The sequence below is a fragment of the Brucella sp. RRSP16 genome (assembly GCF_052246815.1).
Lineage (GTDB): Bacteria > Pseudomonadota > Alphaproteobacteria > Rhizobiales > Rhizobiaceae > Brucella > Brucella intermedia.
Window position 1 is genome coordinate 356,321 of sequence record NZ_JBQQAM010000001.1, and the last position, 11,800, is coordinate 368,120.

The following is an 11,800-nucleotide window of genomic DNA, read 5'->3' on the forward strand; positions in this document are numbered from 1 at the left end:
ACCAATGATCAATCTGACCCGACGCGGGATGCTTGGACTTTCAGCCGGTGCCGCGGGTTCGCTCATCCTGCCGCGCTTTGCCATCGCACAGGCCGACAATCGCCCATCGATCACCATAGCCGTGCAAAAGGTGGCGAACAGCAATACGCTCGATGTCCTTCGCGAACAATCGAACGTCGGCGAACGCGTCTTCTTCTCCAGCATCTGGGAAGCGCTAATCGACCGTGACTGGCTGGGCGGGCTTTCTGCCGTGCCGGGCCTTGCGACCGAATGGACCCGCATTGACGACAAGACCGTCGAATTGAAACTCCGTCAGGGCGTGAAGTTCCACAATGGCGACGAGATGACCGCCGAAGACGTTGCCTTTACCTTCGGCAAGGAACGCATGTTCGGCGACACGCAGCCAGCCGAAGGCAAGACGATTTACGTCACGGAAAAGAATCCGCTGGGTCGCGAAAGCAAGGAACTGCCGCTGGAAGTTCCCGCGACTGCTCGCCGTTCATGGCCGGCCCTGCTGGGTGTGGAAGTGGTCGACAAATATACGGTGCGTTTCAAGAACGGTACGCCGGACGTCACCATGGAAGGCCGCATCTCGCGTTACGGCAGCCAGATCATGAGCCGTCGCGGTTGGGAGGAATCCCCAAGCTATCTCGATTGGGCGCGCAAGCCGATCACCACCGGCCCCTACAAGGTTGTCGAGTTCAAGCCAGACAACATGCTGGTGCTCGAAGCTCATGACGAATATTGGGGCGGACGTCCGCCGCTGAAGCAGATCCGTTTCATCGAAGTGCCGGAAGTAGCCTCCCGCATCAATGGTCTGCTCTCGGGTGAGTATCAGTTTGCTTGCGACATTCCGCCGGACCAGATCGAGGGCATCGAAAAGAACGACGCTTTCGAGGTCCAAGGCGGTACGATCCTTAACCATCGTCTGACCGTTTTCGACAAGTTCCATCCGCAGCTTGAAAATCCGCTGGTGCGTCGCGCATTCACCCACGCGATCGATCGTCAGGCGATCGTGGATTCGCTGTGGGCTGGCCGCACGGTCGTTCCGGCAGGGCTTCAGTGGGATTATTATGGCGATATGTTCGTCCAAGGCTGGAATGTTCCGGAATATAACCCTGATCTCGCCAAGCAGCTTCTGAAAGAGGCCGGTTACAAGGGTGATGCAATCCCTTACCGCCTGCTAAACAATTACTACACCAACCAGACCCCGACCGCGCAGATCCTTGTGGAGATGTGGAATCAGGTGGGCCTGAACGTCGAAATCCAGATGAAGGAAAACTGGCAGCAAATCCTGGAAAAAAGCCCGGGACGCGCAGTGCGAGACTGGTCCAATTCTGCGCCGTTCAACGATCCTGTTTCTTCCATCGTCAGCCAGCACGGCCCGAACGGCCAGCAGCAGCAGGTCGGCGAATGGACGAATGAGGAAGCAAACAAGCTTTCCGTCATTCTGGAAACAAGCACGGATCACGCGAAGCGCAAGGAAGCGTTCAAGCGGATGCTGGAAATCTGCGAACGTGAAGACCCAGCCTACACGGTCCTCCATCAGAACGCGACGTTCACGGCCAAGCCGAAGTCATTGAAGTGGAAGGCGGCACCTGCTTTCGCGATGGACTTCCGCAAGAACAATTGGGCTTGAACCATTTGTAGTAGCGAGCCCGGTCTGACCGGGCTCGCTTGTCCTTCGGGGCTTCCCGCCCCGCGAATGTGAATGAACCAGAAGGATTGCATGATGCCGCTGGTCGAAATTTCCAATCTCCACGTAGCCTTTGACGGCGTGCCGGTTCTGCATGGTATCGACCTCTCGATTGAGCGTGGCGAAGCTGTGGGGCTTGTCGGGGAATCCGGCTGCGGCAAGTCTGTAACCTGGCTGGCAGCGCTCGGTCTCCTTCCGAAGAAGGCGTCAATCTCCGGCAGTGTTCTCCTCGAAGGAACGGAATTGCTGACCGCTTCCCACAGCACGCTCGAAAATGTTCGCGGCGGCCGCGTCGCAATGATCTTTCAGGACCCCTCGAGTTCCTTGAACCCGGTTATCCGGGTGGGGCGACAGATAGAGGAAGCCGTGCGGCTGCATCGCGGCCTGAGAGGAACTGCGGCCCGGGCAGAGGCGTTGCGATTGATGGAGCTTGTTGGAATTCCCGATGCTCGCCGACGTATTGATAATTATCCGCACGAATTTTCGGGTGGCCAGAACCAGCGTTTGATGATCGCCATGGCGCTCGCGGGCAACCCCGACATCCTTATCGCTGATGAGCCGACGACCGCCCTCGATGCGACGATCCAGGCTCAAATTCTCGATCTGCTGGCTGCCCTGCGCGCGGAAACCGGCATGGCTCTTGTGTTTATCAGCCACGATCTTGGCGCTGTTTCGCAAATCTGCGAACGGGTTTCCGTCATGTATGCGGGACGTATTGTCGAGCAGGCCCGGACCGAAGCGCTCTTCGCTACGCCCCGTCATCCTTATACGCATGGCCTGTTTGATTCCATTCCGAGCCTTGACGGCGGGCGTAATCGTCTGATCCCCATCGAAGGCACGGTTCCCGAACCCGGCAAGCTTCCGCAAGGTTGTGCATTCTCGCCACGCTGCCTGAGCGCGAGCGACCTCTGCGCGCGAAGTCTTCCAAGGCTTGGAGTTCCGCAGGACGACGCCGGTGAGGGGCGCATGGTCGCCTGTTTTCATCCCTATCCGGCAGTGTCGTCTTCACTGCCATCAATGCGCGGTCGTGTTTCAACGCAAGCGAGTACAAAGGCGATAGCACAATGACAGCCGCTCTCATCGAAGCCCGCGACCTTGTCAAAACCTATACGTCACGCAAAGGGCTGTTCGCGCAACCAGTTGCAGTTCGCGCTGTAGATGGGCTTTCCCTGTCGGTAGCTCCCGCGACGACACTCGGAATAGTTGGCGAATCCGGCTCGGGCAAATCCACAACTGGACGCCTGCTTCTCGGTCTGGAAGATCCCAGCGAAGGGGAAGTCACCTTTGAGGGCTCAGCTCTGCCGCGGCAAAAGACGGCGAGCTGGCGCGCTTTACGCGCGCGTATGCAACTCATTTATCAGGACCCTCTTGCTGCTCTGGACCGGCGGTTGCCTGTTGGCCGTCAGATAGCCGAGCCGCTGGAAATCCACGCCATTGGGACTCCGGATGAGCAGAAAGCCTGTGTCGCCGAATTGATGCGAGCGGTGGGGCTTCGTCCCGATCAGGCTTCACGCTACCCGCACGAGCTTTCCGGCGGGCAGCGTCAGCGTGTCGTCATCGCGCGGGCCATCGCGTCCAGACCGCAACTCATTGTCTGCGATGAACCAGTATCAGCGCTGGATGTTTCTATTCAGGCGCAGGTCGTAAACCTTCTGCGGGATTTGCAGGAACGCGAGGGCATTGCGATGGTTTTCATCAGCCATGATCTGAAAGTGGTGCGCAATATATCGGATCGTGTCGCGGTCATGTATCTGGGCCGTATCGTCGAAGAAGCTTCCTCTGACGAAGTTTTTGCCAAGCCGCTTCACCCCTATACGCAGGCACTCGTGTCGAGTGTTCCTGTCGCGGGAACGCCGCTCAGCGATCGCATCATTCTGCAGGGTGAGCCGCCTAATCCTGCGGCGCGGCCCAGTGGCTGTGCCTTTCATCCCCGCTGCCGTTTTGCCGCTCCACGCTGCAGCAGCGAGGTACCTGAACTCCTCGACATGCCAGCGGGACGTAAAGTGGCTTGCCATTTTGCCGGAACCCCGCAGACGGACAATATTCATGCTTAGATTTCTGATGGTTCGCGGATTCCGTGCATTTGTGACCATTCTTCTGGTGGTGACATTTGCCTTTGTGGTGTTGCGCATGTCTGGTGATCCAGCCCAGATCATCATGGGACCGGACGCTCCGCCGGAAGCCATAGCTGCATTCCGGAAGAACTGGGGTCTCGACGATCCCCTCTGGCAGCAATATTTGCGCTATTTCGGAGCCATCGCGCGTGGCGACCTTGGAATATCGATGCGCGACGGTCAGTCTGCGATCACGCTTGTGGCGGAGCGCATCCCTGCCACCCTTCAGCTTACGATACCGGCGTTGCTGATCAAGCTTGGGCTTGGCATTCCCGCGGGAATTTATGCGGCGCTGCACCGCAACAGCTTCATTGACCGGGCCGTGATGGCAACGGCTGTCATTGGCTTCACGTTACCGAGTTTCGTACTCGGCCTGCTGCTCGTGCTCGTGTTCTCGGTATCGCTTGGATGGTTGCCTTCGGGCGGACAGGATAGCTGGATGCACGCCATTCTCCCTATCATCACGATGGGACTTGGCGGTGCGGCTATTCTGGCGCGTTTTTCCCGCAGCGCGATGATCGGGATTCTCGGGCAGCCATATATTCGCACGGCGAGCGCCAAAGGTGTGTCCTGGCGCAATGTCGTCTGGCGGCACGCGCTGCCTAATGCGGCTATTCCGATTGTCACGATCGTGGGGTTTATGGTCGGATCACTGATTGCAGGCGCTGTGGTGGTAGAGTCGCTCTTTTCCTGGCCAGGAGTGGGCAGATTGCTGGTGGTTTCGGTAGCTAATCGCGACCTCGCAATCGTGCAATGCATCCTGCTTCTCGTGGCCGCGACGATGGTGATCTCCAATTTCGTGGTCGATCTTCTCTATGGTTATCTCGATCCGCGTCTGCGTCAGGCGCAGGGCAAGGCGTGAGGCTGAACCGATGACGGATATGATTGCCAATGCCGCCGCTGTTTCCACGCAACTGAAAAAGAACCGCAGGCGCATTCCACTGATGGTCATCATCGGATTTGTCTGGATTGCGGCGATGATCCTGATTGCGGTCACCGCAGATTGGATAAGACCGTACAACATCACAGCCTTCGACCTGAAAAATCGCCTCGCGCTGCCCGGGAACGCACAGCACTGGCTGGGAACCGATGAGCTCGGTCGCGACGTGCTTTCGCGCCTTATCGAGTCCATCCGCATTTCGCTGCTCATCGCGTTTGGCGCGACGATCATTTCCGCAGTGTTCGGGACAACGCTCGGTTTCCTTGCGGCCTATTTTCGGGGGGCGGTCGAACAGGTTGTGGTCATGCTGGCTGATTTTCAGGCAGCGCTGCCATTCCTCATTCTGTCGCTGGCCGTGCTTGCATTCTTCGGAAGCTCGCTCCTGCTGCTGACCTGCCTGATGGGCTTCTACGGTTGGGAGCGTTATGCCCGTATAGCACGTGGACTGGCCGTTTCTGCCAATGCGCAAGGCTACGCTGCGGCGGTTACGCAGCTTGGCGCTACGCCGTCACGCGTTTATCTCAAGCATATTCTCCCGAATATCGCTTCGACGCTGATCGTCTCGATGACGCTGACCTTCCCGGAGATCATTCTGCTTGAAAGCAGTCTGTCATTCCTTGGTCTCGGCGTGCAGCCGCCAATGACCAGCCTCGGCAATATGGTCGGTTATGGTCGCGAGTATCTTACCCGCGCGCCGTGGATCATGCTCGCGCCGTCATTTGTGATCATGTTCACTACGCTGTCGATCAGTTTTGTGGGCGATTGGCTGCGTGACAAGCTGGACCCGACAACCCGATAGGGCCGCACCTCCGCCAGCACTTGGACCTTGCGATTCTGAAAGCGAGTTGTTTAGTGTGACCTGTTCGAATTTTTATGGGAACTGACTCCTTATGTTGAAGAATATCAATCCATTGCTGACGGGCTCGCTGCTGGAAGTCCTCGCAGATATGGGGCATGGCGACGATCTAGTGATTGTGGATGCCAATTATCCGGCGCAGTCTTCCGGCGTGCACGTGCTCGATTTTCCGGGAATCACGGCGACGGATATGGCTGAGGCCGTGCTGTCGCTGCTGCCTCTAGACGATTTTGTCGACAAGCCAGCGGCTGTCATGCAGGCACCCAATGAAACGCCGGCGATTTTCAAGGAGTTTGAAACCGTCATTGAAAAGGCCGAAGGGCGTAAAATTACCGTCGATCCAATGGAGAGATTTGCTTTCTATCACCGTGCCCGTGACGCTTTCGCGATCATTCGGACGGGCGAAAAGAGGCTCTACGGAAATATCATCTTCAAGAAGGGCGTCATCCGCTCGTGAACCTGTCGCTGATATCTGTCGAAAAAAGCCCGGGCATTGAGCCCGGGCTTTTGTTTGGATTTATTCCTGCGGCTTTTCTGCCTGGCCCTTCATCGGGCCTTTGTGCTCTCCGCCCTTATGGTGCTCCATGCGATGGGGACCCTTATGATGAGAACCTCTGGCGTGGTGCATCTTCGCTGCGCGCATTTCGCTGCGATCAATCTTGCCGTCCTCGTTCCGATCCAGTGCAGCGAATTCCTTCTTGCGCTGGTTCTCAATTTCCGCAAGCGTGACCTTGCCGTCGCCGTTGATATCGAGACGACGCTCCATGCGGTCAGCCGCACGGCTCACAATGCGCTTTTGTGCCAGCGCTTCGATTTCGGTTCGCGAGAGTACGCCGTCGCCATCCGTGTCGGCTGCCTGGAGATCGTCCAGGCGTGAGAATTTGTCGAGATCAACGGGGCCGTGTCTGCCCTTCATGTCACTGTTTTGTGCAGCGGTCGTCTCTGTCGCCGGTTTATCAGTATTTGAATTGCTTTTTTCTTGTGCCAATGCGGGTAGGGAAAGCAAAGACGTTGCAATTACAGCGATAAGTGCGGTCTTGGATTTCATGGCTATTTAACTCCATTACTCTTTTACAGGGGCGCCGCTAAATGGCGTGCGAGTAATGTCTGTCATTTTAGATGAACCCCATATGAATGGGCGAATTAATTATCGGTAATGTATCAGGGGAGCAATAGAGCGGCCCACGAGAACATTCTTAAAGGTGCGGGGAATCCCGAAGCATCGAAGCGTATGCTCCATAGGAAGAGTCTGGGTTTGTCCAGTCACTCAAGACAATTTATCAGCGGAAGCGTTTGTTTTCTGAAGAGAAAATGGTGGGTGATGTAGGGATCGAACCTACGACCCGCTGATTAAGAGTCAGCTGCTCTACCAACTGAGCTAATCACCCACTCGCTTTGCCGAGGCAGCGGCCCCGGTGAAGTGAGCGGTTCTATAACGGCCTCTTTTCCACCTGTCCAGCCTCCAACTGCAAATTTTCTGAAAAAAATGACAGCTGGCGCAAAAAGCCCGGAAATGCGGGATTTTTAAATACCCGATTTTGCACGTTACCAGTGTCTCTTTGAAATATGCTTACTATGGTTGTGGATTTTCAGCGCGTGTTTGAGAATCAAAAAAGAGAAATTCTTGATTTGATTCATTTTTTCCATTGTGGCGTTGTATGGAGAGCTGGCCGACTCCATATTCGGCGTTGCCGGTACAATATGTGCGGCGGGAGGTTGATCGGGGAGTAGGGCTACGCTGCAAATGTCGCAGCCATGTCATCAATTATTGATGCTTGTCTGAGAAGCTACGGCATATAAAAGACTTGATCGGTTGGTAGTCGTCCTGGACAGGAGGCACCCGTACCGCCCAAAGTTATGAGAGCAAGGCGATTCATGCACCGGAGTTGCCCTTGCCGAATAAAGGAACGGTTCATATCGTTTCGGAATCCGGTTCGCGGTATTTGAGGACGGAATGGAAAGCATAATAGGCGATCTCGGACAGTTTATTTCCGATCATCGGGCATGGGCTGGGCCTATCGTGGGCATCATCGCCTTTGGCGAATCTCTCGCCATCATAGGAATGTTCATTCCGGCCACACCGATCATGATCGCTATCGGCGGCCTTGTGGGCGCCGGAATCATCGAACCCATTCCCGTCATCATCGGCGCGATCATCGGTGCGGTGATTGGCGATATCATCTCCTATTTCCTTGGCTGGTGGCTGGGCCGTAACATCATCCACAAGTGGCCCCTCAACAAGCACCGGAGCGGCGTGGCGCGTGCGCGCCTTCTTTTCCGCCGTTATGGTTTTTTGGCAGTGTTTCTGGGGCGCTTCTTCGGCCCCATCCGCTGCACCGTGCCAATGGTGGCAGGTATGATGTCGATGGACCAGACGCGCTTTCAGACCGCCAATATCCTCTCAGCGCTGGTGTGGGCTCCGGTGATGTTCCTTCCGGGCTGGCTGGCTGGCCGCGGCGCCGGCGTTTTCGCCAGGATGGACGGGGATCACATGTTCTGGTTCGTAATCGGGATCACCATCGCCACGATTATCGTGACCGTCATTGGTGTCCGGTTTTTCAAGGCGCGTCCGCGCCGCGAACGCAAGCGTCGCGTTCATGTGTCACCGGCCGAATAGTAATCTCTTGTGCGGCTGGTTTCCGTCTGCATAATCACGAACGATATCTTCCATATGACAACCGGTATTCGCTGAGGCGCCGAGCTTCACATTGCCCGATATAAGGTTCATCGCGCTTTATGCCCGACGACAGTTCTGACGATTCGTCTTCCCGAAGTCCGGATTCCCTAGAGGGACGTTCCGGGCTTCCTGCGCGTTGCACAACTCCCGACAATCTCGCCTGCATGGGGCTGGTCCGCTCAAAGTGGTCCGGCCAGCACCTGTTTGCAGCGTTAGTTCTATTCACTGTTTCTGCTGAACTTTAAAGGAGCCGACATATCATGGACTGGTCCATGGACTGGATTGCCGACCCCAATGCCTGGATAGGTTTGGTGACATTGGTTGTACTCGAGATTGTTCTCGGTATCGACAATCTCGTTTTCATCGCCATTCTCGCCGACAAACTGCCGCCGCATCAACGCAATCGTGCACGGTTGATCGGCCTCAGTCTGGCGCTTTTGATGCGCCTTGTACTGCTTGCCTCCATTTCATGGATCGTTGCCCTGCGTGAGCCTTTGGTCACGTTGATGGAAATATCCTTCTCGGGACGCGATATCATCATGCTGATTGGCGGTCTCTTCCTGCTTGCAAAAGGCACGATGGAGCTTCACGAGCGTCTGGAAGGGGCACATGGACCCAAAAATTCCAAGGTCGTGCATGCCGTGTTCTGGCAGGTGATCGTTCAGATTGTCGTGCTGGATGCTGTGTTCTCGCTGGATAGCGTCATTACCGCAGTGGGCATGGTTCAGCACCTGCCGGTCATGATGATTGCCGTCGTAGTCGCCATCGGCGTCATGATGCTTGCTTCCAAGCCGCTGATGGACTTTGTCAACAAGCATCCCACGGTTGTCATCCTCTGTCTTGGCTTCCTGATGATGATCGGTTTCAGCCTGATCGTGGAAGGTTTCGGCTACCATATTCCAAAGGGCTATCTCTATGCAGCGATCGGCTTCTCCGTACTGATCGAAGCAGCCAACCAGATGGCGCGACACAATCGCGAGAAGCTGGTCACCACCAATGATCTGCGAGAACGCACGGCAGGCGCGGTCTTGCGTCTGCTCGGGGGCGGGCGCGGTGAAAACCCGCTCTCCGATACGGTTGACGTAATTGCTCAGCAGACGGCGGCCAGCGATGTCTTCTTGAGAAAGGAGATGATCCGCGGTGTGCTGGATCTGGCTGATCGGCCTGTACGCTCCATCATGTCGCCGCGCAATGAGATCGAATGGCTCGACCTTGATGAAGACGAGGCGGAACTTGACGCAGCTATTCGCAAGTTGACGCATTCGCGCGTCGTCGTTGCGCGCCGTCAGGTGGATGAATTCGTCGGTGTGGCTCTGGTCAGGGACCTTCTGCTGGATATAGGTGACAAGAAACCCATAGACTGGGATAAAACCGTGAAGCAGCCGCTGGTCGTGCATGAGAATGCTAACGTGCTCCGCGTCATGGAGCAATTGCGCAACTCTCCTGTTCAGATCGCGGTGGTGGTGGACGAGCATGGCTCATTCGAAGGCGTTGTGACGCCGACCGATGTTCTTGAGGCTATCGCTGGCGAGTTTCCGGATGAAGACGAAGAAGCGGCTGTCGCTCAGTCGGACGGAAAGGGCGGCTATCTCGTTGACGGTTTCACCGATATTCGTCGCTTGAGCGGGCTCTTGGAACGCGATCTGGTGGACGAGGTTGATCGCTATACGACGCTCGCGGGCTATGTCCTCTGGCATCTGGGACACTTGCCCCTGGGAGGAGAGAGCTTCGCCGCTGACGGGCTGGAGTTCAAGATCGAGTCGATGAATGGCCGTCATATCGGCAAGGTCCGCATTACCGCGCCCGTCGATTACGAGGTGTGATTGGAACAGATTTGCGGGCCAAACGGTTTGGCTCGCAAATTATTTCACGATGTTAACTCCCATAAAATAAGTAGGTTATTGACAAATTCCCGGAAGCCTACAAAATTAACCTGTCGTTCATTGTTGCGGCGAAAGCGCGACAATATCTGAGCGTGAGGTGATGAGGAGGCTTGGCATGAAGCGAATAGTTCAACTGGTCGCTACTAAAATGAAGAATGCGTTCTTGCGTATTCCGACCTTTCTTGAGCAGCCATGGCGCGAAATGAAGCTGAATGCCGAGGAAATTGCAGCCCGCCGCCGCAGTCGGGTCGAGCGTGGCGAGCATAATTTTCTCTGGTGCTGGCAGCATCGCGGTTTCTGGTAAATCCGCGCAAGCGCGTAAAGTTTTGAAGGCAGGAGAGGGAAGGCTCCTGCCTTTTGCATTGCATTTTATGGTTTTGCCCCAGGTGAGAATTATTTTCTCATGCCAGCAAATGGATTGGGTGCAGGTTCCATGAATGACTATGAAAGTAGTTTATATATTTAAATCAATGATTTAGATTGATTTTGTCTCTTCTCTCGTTAGATTTGTTTTCCGAAAACAATCCAGTTTATAGCGCTTCTCGCAAACGGCGCGGTGGGGATGGGTCTAATGAGAAAAATTATTCTATATGCGGCGGTCGCCCTCGGTTTGGGCTCCGCCCCGCTTCATGCGCAGGAGCCAAAGGAAATCCTCAACGTTTCCTATGACATCGCGCGGGAACTCTACGAACAAGTCAACAAGGCCTTCATCGCCGACTGGAAGACCAAGACCGGTGAAGATCTGACCGTCAACCAGTCCCATGCCGGCTCGTCGAAGCAGGCGCGTTCGATTCTGGAAGGGCTCGAAGCTGACGTCGTGACCTTCAATCAGGTAACCGACGTGCAGGTCCTCCATGACAAGGGCAATCTGATCCCGGCGGACTGGCAGAAGCGGTTGCCCAACAACTCGTCGCCCTATTATTCCTTCCCTGCGTTCCTTGTACGTGAGGGGAATCCGAAAAACATCAAGAATTGGGATGATCTGGCGCGCGACGATGTCAAGGTGATCTTCCCGAACCCCAAAACGTCGGGCAATGCGCGTTATACCTATCTTGCTGCGACCGCTTACGCGAACGAGGCGTTCAAGGGTGATCAGGCAAAGGTGCACGACTTCATTGGGAAGATTTTCAAAAACGTTCCGGTTTTCGACACGGGCGGTCGCGGGGCAACGACAACATTTGCCGAGCGTGGTATTGGCGACGTGCTGGTGACTTTCGAGGCGGAAACGCGCGGCACCGAAAAGGTGCTGGGGCCGGACAAGTACGATGTTGTCGTACCGGAAGTCAGCCTGCTGGCAGAGTTCCCGGTTACGGTCGTGGATAAGGTGGTGGACAAGCGGGGATCGCGCAAGATCGCCGAAGCTTATCTCGATTACCTCTATTCCCCGGAGGGGCAGGAAATCCTGGCCCAGAACTTCAACCGCGTGCATGACAAGGACGTCATCGCAAAGCACAAGGATATCTACCCTGATGTGCGCCTTGTAACGGTTGAGGATGCTTTCGGTGGCTGGGAGAAGGTGCAGAAGGAACATTTCGCCGAAGGCGGAGTGCTTGATCAGCTTTTCAAAGGCAAATAATAAAGCCAACTGGCGATCCCGGGCGGGGTCGCCTCGCATTTTGGAAAAATCCAGTGGC

At 55.7% G+C, this 11,800-nt stretch carries 11 protein-coding genes and 1 tRNA gene; 10 read left to right on the forward strand and 2 right to left on the reverse strand.

The window, feature by feature from the left end; translation table 11 throughout:
• Window positions 1-4: 4 nt before the first annotated feature.
• The 6 genes from ACS5UA_RS01650 to ACS5UA_RS01675 all read left to right on the forward strand — a co-directional run bounded on the left by ACS5UA_RS01650 (window position 5) and on the right by ACS5UA_RS01675 (window position 6,063).
• Entirely contained in the window at window positions 5-1,639 is a 1,635-nt protein-coding gene (locus tag ACS5UA_RS01650; RefSeq protein WP_021586680.1) for an ABC transporter substrate-binding protein, read from the forward strand.
• A gap of 90 nt (window positions 1,640-1,729) precedes the next feature.
• On the forward strand, window positions 1,730-2,764 hold the full coding sequence (locus tag ACS5UA_RS01655; protein ID WP_031346694.1) for an ABC transporter ATP-binding protein: 1,035 nt from the start codon (window positions 1,730-1,732) through the stop codon (window positions 2,762-2,764).
• Entirely contained in the window at window positions 2,761-3,750 is a 990-nt protein-coding gene (locus tag ACS5UA_RS01660) for an ABC transporter ATP-binding protein (RefSeq protein ID WP_021586682.1), read from the forward strand. Before ACS5UA_RS01655 ends, ACS5UA_RS01660 begins: the two co-directional genes overlap by 4 nt.
• A complete protein-coding gene (locus ACS5UA_RS01665; RefSeq protein WP_443101113.1) occupies window positions 3,743-4,672 on the forward strand; it encodes an ABC transporter permease in 930 nt (309 codons plus the stop codon). Before ACS5UA_RS01660 ends, ACS5UA_RS01665 begins: the two co-directional genes overlap by 8 nt.
• A 10-nt stretch (window positions 4,673-4,682) precedes the next feature.
• The gene (locus tag ACS5UA_RS01670) at window positions 4,683-5,549 is read left to right on the forward strand and encodes an ABC transporter permease (RefSeq protein WP_021586684.1); all 867 of its coding nucleotides are present in this window, start codon (window positions 4,683-4,685) and stop codon (window positions 5,547-5,549) included.
• Window positions 5,550-5,640: 91 nt separating this feature from the next.
• The gene (locus tag ACS5UA_RS01675; RefSeq protein WP_021586685.1) at window positions 5,641-6,063 is read left to right on the forward strand and encodes an RbsD/FucU family protein; all 423 of its coding nucleotides are present in this window, start codon (window positions 5,641-5,643) and stop codon (window positions 6,061-6,063) included.
• Window positions 6,064-6,123: 60 nt separating this feature from the next.
• Here ACS5UA_RS01675 and ACS5UA_RS01680 read toward each other — a convergent pair whose 3' ends face one another.
• Together ACS5UA_RS01680 and ACS5UA_RS01685 are read right to left on the reverse strand one after the other, a co-directional pair.
• On the reverse strand, window positions 6,124-6,654 hold the full coding sequence (locus ACS5UA_RS01680; protein ID WP_021586686.1) for an EF-hand domain-containing protein: 531 nt from the start codon (window positions 6,652-6,654) through the stop codon (window positions 6,124-6,126).
• Between the two features lie 264 nt (window positions 6,655-6,918).
• Window positions 6,919-6,994 (reverse strand) — tRNA-Lys (locus tag ACS5UA_RS01685).
• A 566-nt stretch (window positions 6,995-7,560) separates the two neighbouring features.
• On the opposite strand from ACS5UA_RS01685, the gene ACS5UA_RS01690 reads away from it, so the two are divergent.
• The 4 genes from ACS5UA_RS01690 (at window position 7,561) to ACS5UA_RS01705 (ending at window position 11,742) form a co-directional block, all read left to right on the forward strand.
• A complete protein-coding gene (locus ACS5UA_RS01690; protein ID WP_021586687.1) occupies window positions 7,561-8,223 on the forward strand; it encodes a DedA family protein in 663 nt (220 codons plus the stop codon).
• Between the two features lie 320 nt (window positions 8,224-8,543).
• Entirely contained in the window at window positions 8,544-10,106 is a 1,563-nt protein-coding gene (locus ACS5UA_RS01695) for a TerC family protein (RefSeq protein WP_443101114.1), read from the forward strand.
• Window positions 10,107-10,281: 175 nt separating this feature from the next.
• Window positions 10,282-10,470 (forward strand): hypothetical protein, encoded by a 189-nt coding sequence (locus ACS5UA_RS01700; protein WP_022568359.1) that lies wholly within the window; start codon window positions 10,282-10,284, stop codon window positions 10,468-10,470.
• A gap of 267 nt (window positions 10,471-10,737) precedes the next feature.
• Window positions 10,738-11,742, forward strand: a complete 1,005-nt coding sequence (locus ACS5UA_RS01705; protein WP_021586689.1) for a sulfate ABC transporter substrate-binding protein — start codon at window positions 10,738-10,740, stop codon at window positions 11,740-11,742.
• Window positions 11,743-11,800: the final 58 nt, after the last annotated feature.